Annotated in this window: 14 protein-coding genes and 1 tRNA gene; 2 read left to right on the top strand and 13 right to left on the bottom strand. The window is 70.6% G+C overall.

What is annotated here, in order from left to right; translation table 11 throughout:
• The 3 genes from V7E09_RS04225 to V7E09_RS04215 form a co-directional block, all read right to left on the bottom strand.
• On the bottom strand, positions 1–517 hold a 517-nt coding region (locus tag V7E09_RS04225; RefSeq protein WP_324523051.1), incomplete at its 3' end, for a DNA-3-methyladenine glycosylase.
• Position 518: 1 nt separating this feature from the next.
• Entirely contained in the window at positions 519–806 is a 288-nt protein-coding gene (locus tag V7E09_RS04220) for a DUF2277 domain-containing protein (protein ID WP_324510604.1), read from the bottom strand.
• Positions 807–848: 42 nt separating this feature from the next.
• The gene (locus V7E09_RS04215; RefSeq protein ID WP_324523050.1) at positions 849–2,651 is read right to left on the bottom strand and encodes a DUF2207 domain-containing protein; all 1,803 of its coding nucleotides are present in this window, start codon (positions 2,649–2,651) and stop codon (positions 849–851) included.
• A gap of 145 nt (positions 2,652–2,796) precedes the next feature.
• Between V7E09_RS04215 and V7E09_RS04210 the strand changes: the two genes are divergently transcribed.
• Positions 2,797–3,432 (top strand): NADPH-dependent F420 reductase, encoded by a 636-nt coding sequence (locus V7E09_RS04210; RefSeq protein ID WP_324510606.1) that lies wholly within the window; start codon positions 2,797–2,799, stop codon positions 3,430–3,432.
• 155 nt (positions 3,433–3,587) lie between these two features.
• Entirely contained in the window at positions 3,588–4,037 is a 450-nt protein-coding gene (locus tag V7E09_RS04205; RefSeq protein ID WP_324510607.1) for a hypothetical protein, read from the top strand.
• Between the two features lie 70 nt (positions 4,038–4,107).
• On the opposite strand, the gene V7E09_RS04200 is transcribed toward V7E09_RS04205, so the two are convergent.
• The 10 genes from V7E09_RS04200 to V7E09_RS04155 all read right to left on the bottom strand — a co-directional run bounded on the left by V7E09_RS04200 (position 4,108) and on the right by V7E09_RS04155 (position 16,172).
• The gene (locus tag V7E09_RS04200; protein WP_324510608.1) at positions 4,108–4,815 is read right to left on the bottom strand and encodes an ABC transporter ATP-binding protein; all 708 of its coding nucleotides are present in this window, start codon (positions 4,813–4,815) and stop codon (positions 4,108–4,110) included.
• Positions 4,808–5,749 (bottom strand): ABC transporter ATP-binding protein, encoded by a 942-nt coding sequence (locus V7E09_RS04195; protein WP_324510609.1) that lies wholly within the window; start codon positions 5,747–5,749, stop codon positions 4,808–4,810. Before V7E09_RS04195 ends, V7E09_RS04200 begins: the two co-directional genes overlap by 8 nt.
• Positions 5,746–7,482 carry a branched-chain amino acid ABC transporter permease gene (locus V7E09_RS04190; protein ID WP_324510610.1) on the bottom strand — a complete coding sequence of 579 codons (1,737 nt, stop codon included), beginning with the start codon at positions 7,480–7,482 and terminating at the stop codon, positions 5,746–5,748. Before V7E09_RS04190 ends, V7E09_RS04195 begins: the two co-directional genes overlap by 4 nt.
• Positions 7,479–8,438 carry a branched-chain amino acid ABC transporter permease gene (locus V7E09_RS04185; RefSeq protein ID WP_324523048.1) on the bottom strand — a complete coding sequence of 320 codons (960 nt, stop codon included), beginning with the start codon at positions 8,436–8,438 and terminating at the stop codon, positions 7,479–7,481. Before V7E09_RS04185 ends, V7E09_RS04190 begins: the two co-directional genes overlap by 4 nt.
• A gap of 142 nt (positions 8,439–8,580) precedes the next feature.
• A complete protein-coding gene (locus tag V7E09_RS04180) occupies positions 8,581–9,714 on the bottom strand; it encodes a branched-chain amino acid ABC transporter substrate-binding protein (RefSeq protein ID WP_324510613.1) in 1,134 nt (377 codons plus the stop codon).
• 318 nt (positions 9,715–10,032) lie between these two features.
• Complete coding sequence (locus V7E09_RS04175; RefSeq protein ID WP_324523047.1) at positions 10,033–10,524, bottom strand: NUDIX hydrolase; 492 nt, start codon at positions 10,522–10,524, stop codon at positions 10,033–10,035.
• A 37-nt stretch (positions 10,525–10,561) separates the two neighbouring features.
• The gene (locus V7E09_RS04170) at positions 10,562–13,768 is read right to left on the bottom strand and encodes a DEAD/DEAH box helicase (RefSeq protein WP_324523045.1); all 3,207 of its coding nucleotides are present in this window, start codon (positions 13,766–13,768) and stop codon (positions 10,562–10,564) included.
• A gap of 71 nt (positions 13,769–13,839) precedes the next feature.
• A tRNA-Thr gene (locus V7E09_RS04165) sits at positions 13,840–13,912 on the bottom strand.
• Between the two features lie 32 nt (positions 13,913–13,944).
• The gene (locus V7E09_RS04160) at positions 13,945–15,345 is read right to left on the bottom strand and encodes an alpha/beta fold hydrolase (protein WP_324523044.1); all 1,401 of its coding nucleotides are present in this window, start codon (positions 15,343–15,345) and stop codon (positions 13,945–13,947) included.
• 65 nt (positions 15,346–15,410) lie between these two features.
• Positions 15,411–16,172, bottom strand: coding sequence for a DoxX family protein (locus V7E09_RS04155; protein WP_324510617.1), 762 nt, complete (start codon positions 16,170–16,172; stop codon positions 15,411–15,413).
• Between the last annotated feature and the right edge of the window lie 65 nt (positions 16,173–16,237).

The following is a 16,237-nucleotide window of genomic DNA, read 5'->3' as shown; positions in this document are numbered from 1 at the left end:
CGTTGACGCGCGGGCCGGCCTGCACCTCGACCACGTCGCTTCCGGGCTGCAGCCGGACGCGTCCCGCGGCGAGAAGTGATGCGCCGTCGTCGGCTCGGGTGATCCCCAGCGCTCGTGTCAGGTTTCCTGGTCCGCGTGCCAGGTGGGCGTCCACGACGCCCGGGCGTCTGCTGCGGGCTTCCTCCAGCCCTGCCACTACGTCGCCGCCGCGTATCAGGATGCCGTGGGGTGTCCCGGCCGGGCCGCAGACGACGTTGCAGCAGGCGTGCCCGTGCATCTGATACACGTACAGGTGGCCTGCGGGCCCGAACATGGTGGCGTTACGCGCGGTGCGGCCCCGCCACGCGTGGGAGGCCGGGTCGTCGGGGCCCTCGTAGGCCTCGACCTCCACGATGCGCACCGCCACCTCGCCGACGCGCAGCACGCATCCGATCAACGCGGGGGCGACCAGGCGGGCGGGGCCCGACAGGTCCGGCACCGGGACAGGGATTCCCCCCGACGGGTTGACGTTGCTCACGTCAGGCAGACGCCGCCTCGGGGGTTCCGAAGCGGGCGGCGCTGCGGGCCTTCGCCTTGGCGCGTTCCTCCTCGCGGTCCTTGGGGGCGGCGCTTGTCGTCAGCGACGCGATCAGGCGGGCCGTGGCAGCCTCGATCTCTGCGACGGCCTCGTCAAAGGCCGCCTGGTTGGCCAGCGAGGGCCTCGTCATCCCGGCGACCTTACGGACGTACTGCAGCGCGGCGTCGTGGATCTCGTCCGGGTAGGCGGGCGGTGAGAAGTTGAACAGCGGGCGGATGTTGCGGCACATGCCGCCCACTGTGCCAGGTGACCCGGCCGAAGAGAACGGGCCTCACCAGCCGCCGCCCCCACCGCCGCCGAAGCCGCCCCCGCCGCTGAAGCCGGAGCCACCCGAGCTGCCGCTGGTGGACGCGCTGGCCGCCACCGAGCTCATCATCGACGAGCTGAGGGAAGCGTTCAGCGAGTTCATCGCGGAGGCGAAGTGGAGGCCGTTGAAGGTGCCGTACCCGATGTACCAGTCGGTCGGGGTGTAGCGGCCCTGGGCCGCCAACTGCTCGAACAGCTTCGCCCAGCGCTCCGCCACCCCGAACACGACCGCGTAGGGCAGGTAGCGGGAGAACACGTCGATGCCCTCCTCGAACCGGATCTGGTCCGCCTCGGCGGTGGTCAGGTACTGCTTGAAGCCCTCGGCCTGCACCAGCACGGCCGAGCCGTCCGCGGACCGGCCGCGGCCGCCGAACAGGAACACGAGGGCCAGCAGCCCGACAAGCACGACGGCCAGGCCCGGCAGTCCCCAGCCGAGGGTGAAGGCCAAGGCCACCGTCAAGACGGCCCCGCCCAGCAGCAGCGCGACGCCGATCAGTCCCTGCCGGATGCGCATCGCGGTGAGGTTCCCGCGGAACCAGCCGCGGTCGGTGACGACCCGGTCGAGTTCGTGGCGTCCCTTGGTGAGCAGCTCGGAGTACTTGGCCTTCTTCAGGTCGTCGGTGCTGACGCTGGAGCCGCTCTGGAACAGCGTGGACATCACGAACCGTTCCGCACCGTTGAGCCCGGCGTCGGAGGCGTTCCGCCGCTCGAAGCGCCATTCGTCCTTACCGTCTTGGATGATCTGCATGTGCCCGCGTGCGGCCAGATCGAGAATCGTGGCGGTGACGTCGGTGCTGTTGGCCCGGCCGTCCTGGAGGACGCCGACCTCGCCCGGGGTGACGCCCTTCGGCGGGGTGAACGCCACTGCGACCGGGAGCGCCTCGCCGGTCAGTTTGGTGGGGGCCGAGGAGCCGGGCGGCGGCGTCAGGCCGGGGGTGAGGCCCACGTACACCTCGTTGCGGCGACGCCGCAGCCACGACCCGATGACGAAGATGAGCCCCGCGACGGTGACGACGCCGGCGGTGCCCAGCGTCGCCGGGTTCGCCGTGAACGTGTTCGCAGGGGTGTAGCGGCGGGCGTACTCGGGCTCGGCGCCCACGAAGGTGCCCGCCGGGAAGCCGGCCACGATCTGCAGGCCCTCCCCCGGTGACAGGTCGGGGGCGGCGAAGCTCACGGTGTCACCGTCGGCGGTGGCCGTGCAGGTCTCGGAGTAGGAGCGGCCATAGAAGCAGGCGACCTGCGAGGTGGCGACCGGCCCGGTGACCGACGCGGTCACGCCGGAGATCGGCACCTCCCACGCCGTCCCGATGGCGCTGAAGTTGAACTCGTCCAGCCCGCTGGTGGCGTGGTTGGTCGCGATCAGCCCGCGAATGGAGTAGTTCACGACGTAGCGCTGGACGCCCTCGACTTCGCGGTTCTCGTCACCGATCTGCAGGATCAGCACGTCGCCGTCGCTCTTGGTCTGCACGTTCGTCGGGGCACCGCTGGGGCTGCTGATGTCGCCGACCTGGATGTCGAGGAGTCGCCAACGGTTCGGGTCGGCGTCCACCTGGCGCTGCACGAGGCCGATGATCGGTCCGTGCCCGGGATCCCGGCCGAAGTCGAAGTCGAAGTCGACCCGCACCTGCGATGTCCCGGAGGCGTCCACGGTGACGGTGGTGTCGTACCGGGTGATCTTCCAGTCGTTGTCGGCCCGCGCGGGTGGCGCGCCCAGAACCAGCGCGACCATGGCGAGCAGCGCGGCCAGAGCGCTCCATCGGCGAATCATCGGATCTCCTGTCGGTGACGGACTCACCCCACACGCTACTGACAAGCGGAAGCTCGCTCCCCCGGGTGGCCCCCGACCTGACCCCCATCACGACAGCCGGACGACCCCCAAGACGCCCATCCGCGCCGGGTACGGTGAACTCGCTATGACGAAACGGCTGGGGATCATCGGGGCGGGCAAGGTCGGCACGACGCTGGGACGGCTGGCTCTGGCCGCCGGCTGGGAGGTCCGCATCGCGGCGTCGGGACGCCAACCCCTCCAGGATCTCATCGTCGAGACGATGCTGCCGGGCGCGAGGCTGTTGCCCGAGGCGGCCGTGGTCGCCGACTCCGACGTCATCGTGTTGGCGGTGCCGCTGTCGAAGGTGCGTGAGCTCGACCTCGACGCCCTCTCGGACAAGGTCGTCGTCGACGCCATGAACCATTGGTACCCGGTGGACGGGAACCTGGACGGCCTGACCGAGGGCGGATCCAGCAGCGACTGGGTCGCCGCCCTGAACCCGCGGATGCGGCTGGTGAAGTCGCTGAACCACCTCGGCTACCACGACATGGAGACCGACGCGCGCCCGGTCGGGCACGCTGAGCGGCGCGGGGTCGCCGTCGCCTCCGACGACCCGGGCGCGAACGACATCGTCGCGGGCCTGCTGAACGACCTGGGCTTCGATCCCGTCGAACTGCCCGCGGCCGTGGGCGTCCATCTGCAGGGCGACGGCCCCGTCTTCGGTCGCTGGGTCGACGCCCCGGGCCTGCGCTCGGCGATCGCGTCCGCCACCGAGCGTTGAATCACCTCCGCGACGCTCCGGTCACCGCGTCACCAGCCCCTGCTGCACTCAGTGCAGGGAGGCCGTAGAGCGACGGCCGCCCGGCCGCCTCGGGGAATCGCGCACTCGTACTTTCGGGCGATGACGCCGCCGGCCCTCCGGAGCAGAATGCGGGCATGCCGATGTCCCCACTCCTCAAGCCCAGCCCCACGGTTGCGCCACGCCTAGCCTCTGCGGTTGGCGTCGTATTGCTCGTGCTGACGGGTGTCGGGGCCGCGGCCCAGATCGCCGACAACCGCCCCCTGCGCATCGAGACCCTCGCGCTCCTCAGCACCTGGCTCTGCTACACGACGATCGTTGCGCTCATGCCGTGGCGTGCCGGGGGCACGAGCGCGGTGAGGAGCCGGGTCGCGGTGAGCGGCGTGGTGGCGGCGGTCGCGAGCGGTCTCGCCTTATTGGTCGCCGACCACGTCGGCCCGGCCCCCACCACCGGTGAGGAGATTCTCCTGGTCGCTGTCGTTCCGGCCATCGTCATGGGGGTGGTGCGCGTCGCGCACCGCCCCGATGGCCAAGATCCCTCGGCCCTCGCTGATCCTCGCCACGCCGGGGCTCGGCCCCCCTCATGACGCCTCCCGGCCTCCCCCACCCATGCGCAGGGCGGGGAAAGCCGGGAGGCCTGGACCCTTACGTCGGTCGTCAGTCGATGCCCAGATAGGTGCGCCGGACGCGGTCGTCCTCCAGCAGGGCTGCCCCGGTGTCGGCCAAGGTGATCGACCCGACCTCCAGCACATACCCCTGATCGGACAGCGCGAGGGCCGCCTGGGCGTTCTGCTCCACCAGCAAGATGGTCGTGCCGGTCGCCTTCAACTCCGCGATCGTGTTCATGATCGTGGTCGTCATGATCGGCGACAGGCCCATGGACGGCTCATCCAGCATCAGCAGCCGGGGGCGGCTCATCATGGCCCGCGCAATGGCCAGCATCTGCTGCTCGCCACCCGAGAACAGGCCCGCCGCCTGGCCGCGTCGCTCACCCAGGACGGGGAACAGCGCGTACGCCCGGTCCAGGTCCTCGCGGATGCCCGCCGTGTCCTTGCGGGTGTAGGCGCCCAGCAGCAGGTTGTCCTCCACGCTCATCCGCGGGAACAGCCGCCGCCCCTCCGGGGACTGCGCGATGCCCAAGGTGACGATCTGATGCGCGGGGACCGTGTCGATCCGCTTGCCCTCGAACAGGATCTCCCCCGCCGTGGGACGCAACAGCCCCGAGATGGTGCGCAGCGTCGTCGTCTTCCCGGCGCCGTTGGTTCCCAGCAGGGAGACGATCGTGCCTTGCTCGACGCTGAAGCTGATCCCCTTCACTGCTTGCACGCGGCCGTAGGCGACCGCGAGATCCTTCACCTCAAGCATCCTTGCGCCCTCCTGGCTTGGTGCGACGCCCCACGATGGGGTTGATCGCGTTCGGTGGGAACTCCAGCACCGGCTTCGACGGCGCCAGCGTGCTCTTGTCCGGGCGCGGCGGCTCTTCCTCTTCTCCGGGCATGTCGACCGGCGAGCCGATGTACGCCTCGATGACCCGAGGGTCGTTCTGGACGACCGCTGGCACGTCGTCGATCAGGACCTCGCCCCGCACCAGGCACGCCACCCGGTCGCACAGGCTGAAGATGAACCGCATGTCGTGCTCGATCACCAGCACCGCCATGCCCAGCCCGCGGATCCGGGTGATCAGTTCCTCTGCCTCGCGGGTCTCCTGCGGGTTCATGCCCGCCGTCGGTTCATCCAGCAGCAGCAGCTTGGGCTCCAGAGCGAGCGCCCGGGCGATCTCCAGCCGCCGCTGGTCGCCGTAGGGCATGTTGCGGCTCAGCAGATCGGTGGACTCCCCCAGCCCCACGAAGTCGAGCCACTGCTGCGCGACCTCGCGGGTCTCGGCCTCCTCCCGCCGATGCCGGGGAAGGCGCAGGATCGCGTCCAGGGCGTTGGTCTTGGTCCGGGCGTAGCGGCCCACCATCACGTTCTCCAGCGCCGTCATGTTGTGGAACAGCCGGATGTTCTGGAAGGTCCGCGCCACCCCCGCCACCGCCACCTTGCGCGGCTTGGGGGGCAGCACCTCCCCGGCGAACAGCACTTGCCCGGAGGTGGGCTGGTACATGCCGGTGAGGCAGTTGAAGAAGGTCGTCTTCCCCGCCCCGTTGGGGCCGATCAGGCCGACGATCTCGCCCGGGTGGATGTCGAGATCCACCTTGTTGACGGCCGTCAGACCACCGAACTGCATCGTCACCTGACGCGCCGAGAGCAGCGGTTCGGTGCCCACCACCTCGTCCACGATCTCCACCTGCGTGGTCATGCTCGTGCCTCCTTCGCGACCGAGGGTGGTGCGCCAGCCGTGGCCAGGCCGGGTGGCCCGTCGGCGTCGGCTTCTTCGGCGAGTTCCTCGTCGTCGGCGTGGAATTCCAACTGGCGGCGCTGGTCGGGCAACAGCCCCTCGGGACGGAAGCGCATCATGATGATGAGCAGCAGGCCGAACAGCAGCAGGCGGTAGTCCTCGAAGAACCGGAGCTTCTCGGGGAGCAGCTTCAAGATCGCCGCGCCCACCAGGACGCCGCCGACGGTGCCCATGCCGCCGAGCACGATGCCCGCCACCAGGAACGCCGACTCCATGAAGATGTACTGGTCGGGGGTGACCGAGACGTCCACGTGGGCCTTCACCGAACCGGCGACACCGGCCAGGAACGCGCCTCCCGCGAAGGCGAGCAGCTTCAGCCCGAAGACGTTGACGCCCATGGCTTCGGCGGCCCGTTCGTCCTCGCGGATCGCCACCCAGCCGCGTCCGATGCGGGACTTGTTGAGATTGACGAACACCAAGATGATCAGCGCCATCACCAGCAGCAGCAGCCAGTAGTAGTTGGCGAACCGGCCGATGTCGACGCCGAGGATCGTGTGCGACTCACCGAAGTCGAACCCGAACAGGTTGAGGTTCGGGATCGCCGGGATGCCGTTCGAGCCGCGGGTGATGTTGGGGCCGTCGCTGCCGTCGAGGTTGTTCATGGTGATCCGGAAGATCTCGCCGAAGGCCAGCGTCACGATGGCCAGGTAGTCGCCCGAGACCCGCAGCGTCGGCGAGCCGATGATCAGGCCCAGGATCGCGGACACGCAGCCGGCGATCAGCATGACGACGGGGAACGGCGGGCTCCAGCCGATGGTGGCGAACGCCGACTGGCTCAGCGTCGCGGCAGTGAAGGCGCCGGCGCCGAGGAAGGCGATGTAGCCCAGGTCGAGCAGACCCGCCAACCCGACGACGATGTTGAGGCCCATCGCCGTGGCCGCGAAGATCAGTACCCCGGCGGCGATCGACATGTTGGCGTCCGAACCGTTCTGGGTGAACGGGAACACGAAGGCCACCACGAAGGACGCCAGCACCAGGGAGGACCGGTTGGCGGTGGCCGCCGCGCTGATCCAGCCCATGATGCCGAGCCGGACCATCACCCAGGCGGCCAGGCCGCAGAAGGTCCCGAACGCGACGAACGCGCCCGGATCCTCCAGCCCCAGCCCGTAGGCGGCGGCGACCAGCACGAGGGCCAGCACCACGACGATCCCGAGGATCTGAGCCCACGCGGGAGTCTTCAGATAGCGCAGCCGGGGATCTGAGCCGAGATGCAGCCCGCGGGTGGCGAGCGCGGCGACCGCAGCTCCGGCCACCCCCAGCCAGGCTCCCGGCTCGAGCGCGACGAGCCCGCGCAGTTCGAGCGCCGCGGCCACGGCGGCGACGCCCTGGTAGACCAGCGACGCGGTGGCCGCCGCGGCGGCACCCCGGTTGAGGTTCAGGATGCGGCGAGCCCGGGGGCTGGCCTTCGCCGCCAGCAGCGGGGAGACCAGCAGGCAGGCGGCCGTCACGAGACCCAGCGCGAAGCCGAGCCACTGCAGCACCGACGGTTCGCCGTAGTAGGTGACGTCGTCGAGAGCGGCGGGCAGATAGGCCCACGGCAGGAAGGCCGCGACCATCACGAGGACGGCGCCGACGACACCGACCCAGCGGGCCGGTCCCGACCAACGCGACAGGAAGTCGTTGAGGGCGCTCATGCGCGATCCACCACCTTCGCGCCGAGGAGGCCCTGGGGCCGGAACACGAGCACCAGGATCAAGATGGCGAAGGCCCACACGTCCTTCCAGGCCGAACTGCCGAACTGGCCGGGAATGTACGTGGTGGCCAGGGCCTCCACGATGCCCAGCACGAGCCCGCCGACGACGGCGCCGTTGATGTTCCCGATGCCGCCCAGAACAGCGGCGGTGAACGCCTTCATGCCAGCCATGAATCCCATCTGGAAGTCGATGTTGTTGTAGCGCAACCCGTGGGCGACGCCCGCCACGGCGGCCAGGGCGGCGCCGACGGCGAAGGCCGTCGCGATCGCCTTGTCGACGTTGATGCCCATCAGCCGCGCGGTGTCCGCGTCCTGGCTGGTGGCCTGCATGGCGCGTCCCATCCGGGTCTTGTTGACGAACCACCACAGCACCGCCGTGCAGACGGCGAGCGCGCCGAGGGTGAAGATCGCGGAGTACTGGATGGTGACGCCGCCGAACTGCAGCGAGCGTCCGGTCAGCCCCTCGATCACGGGGAACGGGATCGCCCGCCGGCTGTCGGGGAAGCCCGGAATCTGGCCGTAGAAGAGGCGAACCGCCTCCTGCAAGCCGATCGACAGGCCGATCGCCGAGATGAGCGGGGCCAGCCGGGGCGCGTTGCGCAGCGGCCGGTAGGCGAACCGTTCCATCAGCAGCGCGGTGCCGACCGAGACCAGGACGCCGCCCAGGATCATCGCCGGCAGCACGACGCCGAGCGCCATACCGATCGACAGGCTGGTGGGCGAGCCCATGAGCATCCACGTGGTGTAGGCGCCGAACGCCCCCATCATGAAGACCTCACCGTGGGCGAAGTTGATGAGCTGAACGATGCCGTACACCACCGTGTAGCCGACGGCGATCAGCGCGTAGAGGGCCCCCAGGCTGAGGCCGTTGATGAGTTGCTGGATGAGCAGATCCATGGATTGTCCCCGTTCACGGGTGAGGGGCTGACCCGCGGCCAGCCCCTCACCTGTTCAATGTGCCTACTGGAAGTCCTCGGTCTTAGCCGCCTTCCACTCGCCGCCTTCCACCTTGTAGACCGTCAGGATGCGGGAGGTGTTGTCACCGAACTCGTTGAACGCGACCTCGCCGGAGGAACTTGACGCTGTTGAGGGCTTCGACCGTGCCGGCCCGCGCCGCAGAAGCGTCGGAGGCCGACGGGAGGCTGACCTTCAGCGCCTCGATGATGGCGTTGGCCGCGTCGTAGGAGTACGTGCCGTAGGCGCTGTAGCCCTCCTTGTAGCCGGCGGCCGCGTAGGCCTCGACGAATGCCTTGGCCGAATCGAGCGACTCGGCGGGGGCGCCGACCGACGTGGCCAGGTCACCGTTGGCGGTGGAACCGGCCAGCTCGATGAAGGCCGGGTCGAAGATGCCGTCGCCGCCCATCAGGGGAACGTTGAGACCGGCCGCCTTCATCTGCTGCGACAGCGGCCCCGCCTGCGGGTACTCGCCGCCGTAGTAGACCGCCGCCGGGTTGACCGACTTCACCTTGGAGATGACCGCCGAGAAGTCCTTGTCGTCGGGGTTGATGGTCTCCTCGGTGACGACGGTGCCGCCACCCTCGACGAACGCCTTCGCGAAGGCGGTGGCCAGGCCCTGCCCGTACGCCTTCTTGTCGTTGATCGTCGCGACCTGCTTGATGCCCTGGTCGAGGAGGTACTTCGCCGCGAACGGGCCCTGCACATCATCGGTGGTGCAGGTGCGGAAGTAGGTGCTGTAGGCCCGGACCGGGTTGGCGAGGTCGGCGCCCTTGGTCAGCGACGGGCTCGTGTTGGCCGGGGAGACCAACGCGATGCCCGCGGACTGGAAGATCGGCTGGATCGCCTGGCCGACCGACGAGTTCAACGGACCGACCACACCGACGATCTCCTTGTCGCCGGTGAGCTTCGTGGCCGCGTTCTTGCCCGCGTCCGGGCTGGCCTGATCGTCCTCGGCCACGAACTGCAACTCCCAGCCTGGGATGGCGTTGCTGTCGTTGGCCTGCTTCACGGCCAGATCGACCGAGTTGCGCATGCCCGCACCCATCGCGGACAACCCCCCGGACAGCGGCGCGATCAGCCCGATCTTGGCGACCTTCTTGCCGCTGCCCCCGCTGCCGGACGCCGTCGGTTCGGCATTGCGCTGACCACAGCCTGTCAAGGCGAGTGATGCGATGAGCAGCCCAGACAGCCCGGCCGCGGCGAGACGTCGATTCACAAGTCCTCCTGAAATGAGACCGAGCGGGAACGAGCCCCCGCACCGGGATGGCGAAACAGTAGGAGGACTTGCGGGCCTTTGGGAACACCCGGAACACGACTGATTCCACGTTTTTATCCGGCTGTTACATGAGACTCAGCCGCTCACTGGGTGGTCACAACGGGCCCCAGCGATCGCCCGGGGATGGGCTCAGCTCAGCCCGAAATGCGTCCTGAGAAGGGCATTGACCGCGTCCCCGCCGCGCTCGCCCTCCCCGATGACAGCGAGCGTGGCCCCGACGCCGACTCCTTCACCCCGGACGAGTGCGGTGGGCCGGCTTCAGGCGGCCGGGATCGCGCCGAGCCCGCATTCCGGGGCGTCGGCGAGCAGCACGCGCATCGCCGCAGAGTGCTGAGCGCTCATCGGGGGAAGGTCGGATTCGGCGAAGAACGCCGCCTCCACGTTCTCCCCGTCGGCCGGGCGAGGGTCCCCCGCGACCCAGCGGGTCCGGAACGTGTTGTTCATGTACTGGGTCTGATCGCCGTTGGAGTAGGTGACCACGTCCGTGATGTCCTGCCAGACGAGGCGTTCGATCTCGGCGTCGACCGCCGCCTCCTCGGCGACTTCCCGCACGGCCGCCTGGTACGGATGCTCGCCGGGGTCGATGATGCCGGTGACCGGCGACCAGCGCCCCGTCTCCGCGTTGCGGACCAGCAGCCATTCGGTGCCGCCCGGCCCGGGCCGGTGGACGCCGACGGTGACGCCGGAGAGCCACAGCATGCGCGTGCCGATGCGCGAGCGTAGATCGAGGATGAAGTCGGGGGTCGCCATGGCCACCACTGTAGGCAGCCGCCGGAGCGACCGCCGATCAGGCGTCGGGGCCCACGCCGAGCAGGCCGCGGATGTCGTCCCCTGACAGCGGGGCAGGGGCGTCCGAGGCGGCGCCCACCACCTGGTCGAACAGGTGTCGCTTGCGCTCTTGCAAGGCGATGACCTTCTCCTCGATGGTGTCGGCGGCGACCAGCCGGTACACGTTCACCGGCTTGTCCTGGCCGATGCGGTGCGTCCGGTCGATGGCCTGGTTCTCCGCCGCGGGATTCCACCAGGGGTCCAGGATGAACACGTAGTCGGCTTCTGTCAGCGTCAGCCCAAAACCGCCCGCCTTGAGGCTGATCAGGAACACCGGCGCGTCGCCCTCCCGGAAGGACGCGATGCGCGCGGCCCGGTCGCGGGTGCGGCCGTCCAGATATTCGTACTCGATCCCCTCCTCGGCCAGGCGCTTGCGCACCAGGCCCAGGAAGCCGGTGAACTGACTGAACACCAGGGCCCGGTGGCGGCCCGCGATCACCTCGGTGAGCGACTCGATCAGGGTGTCGATCTTCGCCGAGCTCGCCGGCAACTCCTCATCGATCAGGCGAGGCGCCAAGCAGAGCTGGCGCAGCAGCGTCAGCGAACGCAGGATCGTGATCCGGTTGCGAGCCAGGTCGTCGACCAGGCCCAGCACCTTCTGGCGTTCGCGAGCCAGGTAGCGGTCGTAGAGCCGCCGGTGCGCCGGTGCCAGCTCGACGGAGACGAGTTGCTCCTGCTTCTCGGGCAACTCCGCGGCGACCGCCGCCTTCGTTCGACGCAGGATCAGCGGCTTGATCCGGCGATGGAGCCGTGCCAGCGCGTCGAGGTCCCCGCCCTCGATGGGTTTGCGGAACACCGCGGTGAACGCCTTCGGGTCGGGGAACAGCCCGGGGGCCGTGATCGACAGCAGTGACCACAGGTCCATCAGGTTGTTCTCCAGCGGGGTGCCCGTCAGGGCGATCTTGCTGCGCGCCCGCAGCTTGCGTACCGCCTTGTGGGCCTGAGCGCCGCGGTTCTTCACGAACTGGGCCTCGTCCAGCAGGACGACCGACCAGGTCAGCTCGGCGTACTGCTCGGCCTCCAGGCGCAGCAGGGTGTAGGAGGTGAGCACGACGTCGGCGCCCGCGGCCCGCTCCGCGACCGAGGCGCCGCGCCGCTTCTCCGTCTCGGTGACCGCCACCACCCGCAGGTCCGGCGCGAACGTCGCCGCCTCGTGCTCCCACGTGCCCAGCACCGACGTGGGCACCACCACCAGCATCGGCGCCGTCAGCTCGCCCTGCTCGTGCAGGGCCTGGGCCAGGCCAAGGGCCTGCACGGTCTTGCCCAGACCCATCTCGTCGGCCAGGACGCCGCCCAGGCGGGAAGCGTAGAGGAACCGCAGCCAGCGGTAGCCGACCTCCTGGTAGGGGCGCAGGTTCGCGCGCAGCCGCGCCGGGGTCGGGAACTCGGGCAGCGCGTCGGCGTCCAGCAGCGCGGTGACGGCCTCGTTCCAGGCGGCCGACTGCTCGGCGACGACACCGAGGGAGACCAGCTCCTCCCACAGGCCGGCCTGCTCGGGGCGGAGGCGCAGGGTGTCGCCATCGCGATCGACGAGCTGGCGGGCCTCTTCGATGAGGACCCGCAACTGATCCAGTTCGGGATGATCGAGGGCGAACCAGGTGCCCGAGTCGAGCAGGAGGTGGTCGTCCCCCACGGCCAGGGCCGTGAAGAGCTCGGTGAACGGGACCGTCTCCCCGTCGATCGTCACGGTGACGTCGAGGTTGAACCAGTCCCCGGACGCCTCGTCGGTGACGGCGAGCTCGATGCGGGGAGCCTGCTCGGCCTCCCGGTAGCGGGGGACCTCGCCGGTGCGAGCCACCTCGACGCCGTCGAGGGCCGCCAGGCGAGGCAGCACGTCGGTGACGAAGCCGAACAGGGCTCGTCCGGTCAGGAAGGCGGGCCGCAGGTCGGCGCGCCCGTCGGCGGTCTCGAACGACCACGGCCCCTGCGGCACGGAGGCGATCAAGCGCGCCTCGGCGCCCTCGTCGCGGACCGGCGGGTCGGTGACGGCTTTCGCCAGCCCGAGATCGTAGCTGCGCTCCCCGACCCGGTAACGCCACCCCCAGCCGACGGTGGCGTGACGGCGCCCGACGTCGACCCGGCAGATCAGCGTCGGGGGCGAGGGTTCGGGGACGTCGAGGTCGTCGGCGACGCTCACACTGAAGCGGCGCCGCAGCTCGGGCAGGTAGGCGTTGGTGAACAGTCCCGCCTCGGCCTGCGGCACGGCGATGGGCCCGGACCGGACGAACAGGTCATGCTCGGCGTCGCCGAGTTGCGTGGTGAGCGGTCCGAGCAGCAGGCGATCATCCAGCCGGAGCGCCAGCCCGTGCGCGGGGTGGCCGAGGAAGGCGGACCGGGGCGGCGCCAGGGCGACCCCGTCGGGCCCCACCACGGTGGGCGTCACCTCCAAGCCGTCGGCGGAATGCCGCACCAGCACGGTCGGCTCGAAGGCCCCCGGCATCCTGATCGGGGGCAGCGCCTGCCGTCGGGCGTCGGTTCCCGCCAGCAGGGGGATGCCGCGTTCCTGGGCGAGCGCCAGCAGTTCCCACAGGTCGGCGGGTAGTTCGTCCAGCGGCAGCCCGTCGGCCCGGTACCCGTAGGCGTAGCCGGAGCGAGCGCGAGCCTGGATCAGCCCCAGCAGCACCTCCCGTTGCCCGGACGCGAAACTGCTCGGGCGCTCACGGACGTCGTCCCAGGAGGCGTCCGCCTTCACCCAGGCGTGCCGCTTGCCCTGCTTGAGGGGCCGCAGCGTCAACCCGAAACCGGACTCGTTCACCTGCAGCGCGACCTCGTCGCCACCGGTGCCACCGGGGTGAGCAGCCGTGTCGACACCGGAGGTGACCGGCCGCGCGGTGGCCAGCAGCGGGCGCAGCGCGGACTGCCAGCCACCGGTGCCCTGGCCGCGCGCCTGTTCCAGCACGGCAGCCGTGTGCTTGCAGTCGTGGCGTAGTGGGCAGGTACAGGTGGCGACAAGCGGGCCCGTCCCGCCTCGCCGAACAACGGACGCCTGGTAGACCTGCCCCCCTGCGCCGCGGACACGGGCCATCACGAGATCGCCGGAGACCTGCAGGCGTCCGACGCGGCCTTCGCTCTGGTAAGCGCGCCCGCGCGCCAGCGTCGGCACGCCGAAATGGCGCACCAACGCGTCTTCGGACAGCCCGGCGGGCCAATCAGGAAGGGTGTTCATGGCTAACGGCCAGCCTACGGCGAAACGCAAATCGGGACACGTCGCGCCTCTTTGCACCCATACATCATGAGAGCCACCTAGCGGATTCGAACCGCTGACCTACGCTTTACGAGAGCGTCGCTCTACCAACTGAGCTAAGGTGGCGCGCCCTGAACCTCCAGGACCGAGGCCATACTCTAGCAACGCTGCGGCTCCACTGCGAACCCGGCATCGACGGCGGTCAGCGCCCCGATCGCGGCGGCATCCACGCACGCGGCGCCCCTGCGGAACGCCCCGTGCCCGTCGCCGTCCCGGGTGACCAGCACCCCCGTGGGCAGATCGGCGGCCAGGTCCCGCGCACCGGCATAAGGGGTGGCGGGATCCCCCGTACTGGCGAGCACCACGACGGGGACGCCCACCTCGGACGCCTCCCCCGACACGGCGGTCGTCGGCTCGGGAAACCCCACGCACACCAGATCCGGGCCCAGCGCCTCCCCCATCAGCGGGGCGGCTGCCGCCTCCTGACGCCAGGCGGCCAAGGCCGCTTCCTCGGTGCGTATCGGACTGTCGGCGCACCGGGTCGCCCGGAAGGCCCCCAGCAGGCCGTCGTAGTCCCCTGCGGAAGACCGGCCGTTCCACGCATCCGCGGCGGCCAGCAGCGGCGCACCGTCGCCGGACTCGGCCGCGGTCAGCGCCTCTCCCAGCGCCTCGCGTCCGCCCTCACCCGGATACAGCAGTGCGGCGATCCCAGCCGCGGCGAGCGGACGGGTCAGCGTCCGCTCGCCGACAGCCAGGGACGTCCGCCAGGTGTCGTCCAGCACGGCCTGGACCCGGGCGGTCCAGCCCCACCGGGCCAGCGCGGCGTCGAAGCCTGCGGCCTGGGATGCGTCGGGGCGGGTGGCGGCCACGGGGGCGTCCAGCACCATCGCCGCCACGTTCGCGCCGTACAGGCGGGCGTAGGCCACGCCGATGCGGGCGCCTTCGGAGACCCCCAGGAACCGCAGCGGTGCGCCGGTGAGCCGTGCGCGCAACGTCTCCAGGTCGCGCGCCTGGTCGGCGGCGCTCAGGTGGTCGACGAGCGCCGCGTCGTCGTCTCGGCAGGCCGCACTGAACTGCTGCGAGGCGTCCCGCAGCGTCGACCAGACGGCATCGGCGGTGGTCACGGCGTCCGCGCGCACCCCCGGCGCCGCGGCATCGAGGGCGACGAACGCATCGGCCGCAACGCCGGTGAGGCACGTGAGCGGGGCGGAACCGCCGACGCCGCGCGGATCCCAGGAGATCAGGTCGTAGGCCTCCAGGCCGGTGCGGTCGATCGTCGCCAGGCGCGCGCGTCCGGACACGCCCGGCCCGCCGGGGTGCACGAAGATCGCGCCCTTGCGCGGCTGCGTCGCCGGGCGCATCGCCACGGCAAGGTCGACGGTGCGGCCACTCGGGTAGGCGGGGTCGAGAGGCACGGCGACGGTGGCGCACCGGCCGTAGTCACAGTCGAGCCAGGTCGCCGCGGAGGCGCTCGCTGCGGGAGTGGTGACGGTGGGGGCAAGGGGGGCACACCCGCCGAGCGGGAGACCCGCGGCGAGCACCACCCCCAGCAGGGGCAACCTCCGGCGCCCGGTCGGACGCCGACCCCGGCGGGACCCCATCGACGCTCGCGTCGACCCGGCGGCTACTCGGCGGTCCGGCGACCGCGGAAGCCGCGATCCACCGACCAGCCCCCGCCGCCCAGCAGCAGGAGCACCACGCCGACGGCGACGAGCAGCAGTTCGAGCTCGCCGTTGAATCCGGCCGAACCGGGCACGAACGGGGACCACGGCCCCCACTGGACGAAGGCCAGTGCGCCCGCAGCGATCAGGACGACTCCCAGACCGGCCACGCGCGTCAGCAGGCCGAACACCAGCGCGATCGCGATGCCGATCTCGGCGGCGCCGACGACGATGGCGAGGGTCCCCGGCGCGGGCAGCACGGTGCTCTGCAGCACCTCGGTGGCGGCGGGCAGGTTGAGGAGCTTGTTGGTACCGTGGACGCCCATGATCGCGGCGGTCACCCACCGGAGCAGGAACAAGCCCAGCGACCCGGCCCACTTGTCGTTGCTGCGCTGCACCACCGTGACCGGCTCGGGTGCCGGGGCCGGAGGCCGGATGGTGCCGCCCACCACGGGCGCGGCGGTGGCGACGGCGAGGGGTTCGGGCTCCGGCTTGGGCGCCAGCGCCTGCAGCCGCTGCTGCCGGCGAGCCGCCCGCTCGGCGACGAGCCGGTCATGTTCGGCGCTGACCGCAGGGTCGGTGGTCAGCAGATCCTGAGGGGTCTCGGTGGCGGGGGCGGGGCTGGCGGGCGTCGGGCTCGAGGGCGACACGCTCGGGGTGGTGGCAGCGGCCGGTGACCAATCGTCGCCGGGCGCGCCCTGCTCATCGCTGCGATTCTCGGCCATGGGGAAGTCCTTTGCCTTCGGAGGAAACACTCCCCACCATCGTTGCAAAGCTCAGCGGGGTTCCC

Origin of the sequence: Propioniciclava sp. (genome assembly GCF_036744435.1) — a bacterium.
In the GTDB taxonomy this organism is placed as follows: Bacteria; Actinomycetota; Actinomycetes; order Propionibacteriales; family Propionibacteriaceae; genus Propioniciclava.
The sequence above is the reverse complement of the archived record's forward strand: the minus strand, read 5'-3'. Positions and strand labels throughout refer to the sequence as shown.

Coding starts and splice junctions, on each gene's coding strand:
- V7E09_RS04155 (WP_324510617.1), bottom strand. CDS start 16,172: ATGGCCGAGAATCGCAGCGATGAGCAGGGCGCGCCCGGCGACGATTGG.
- V7E09_RS04210 (WP_324510606.1), top strand. CDS start 2,797: ATGACGAAACGGCTGGGGATCATCGGGGCGGGCAAGGTCGGCACGACG.
- V7E09_RS04200 (WP_324510608.1), bottom strand. CDS start 4,815: ATGCTTGAGGTGAAGGATCTCGCGGTCGCCTACGGCCGCGTGCAAGCA.
- V7E09_RS04205 (WP_324510607.1), top strand. CDS start 3,588: ATGCCGATGTCCCCACTCCTCAAGCCCAGCCCCACGGTTGCGCCACGC.
- V7E09_RS04190 (WP_324510610.1), bottom strand. CDS start 7,482: ATGAGCGCCCTCAACGACTTCCTGTCGCGTTGGTCGGGACCGGCCCGC.
- V7E09_RS04185 (WP_324523048.1), bottom strand. CDS start 8,438: ATGGATCTGCTCATCCAGCAACTCATCAACGGCCTCAGCCTGGGGGCC.
- V7E09_RS04195 (WP_324510609.1), bottom strand. CDS start 5,749: ATGACCACGCAGGTGGAGATCGTGGACGAGGTGGTGGGCACCGAACCG.
- V7E09_RS04170 (WP_324523045.1), bottom strand. CDS start 13,768: ATGAACACCCTTCCTGATTGGCCCGCCGGGCTGTCCGAAGACGCGTTG.
- V7E09_RS04215 (WP_324523050.1), bottom strand. CDS start 2,651: ATGATTCGCCGATGGAGCGCTCTGGCCGCGCTGCTCGCCATGGTCGCG.
- V7E09_RS04175 (WP_324523047.1), bottom strand. CDS start 10,524: ATGGCGACCCCCGACTTCATCCTCGATCTACGCTCGCGCATCGGCACG.
- V7E09_RS04220 (WP_324510604.1), bottom strand. CDS start 806: ATGTGCCGCAACATCCGCCCGCTGTTCAACTTCTCACCGCCCGCCTAC.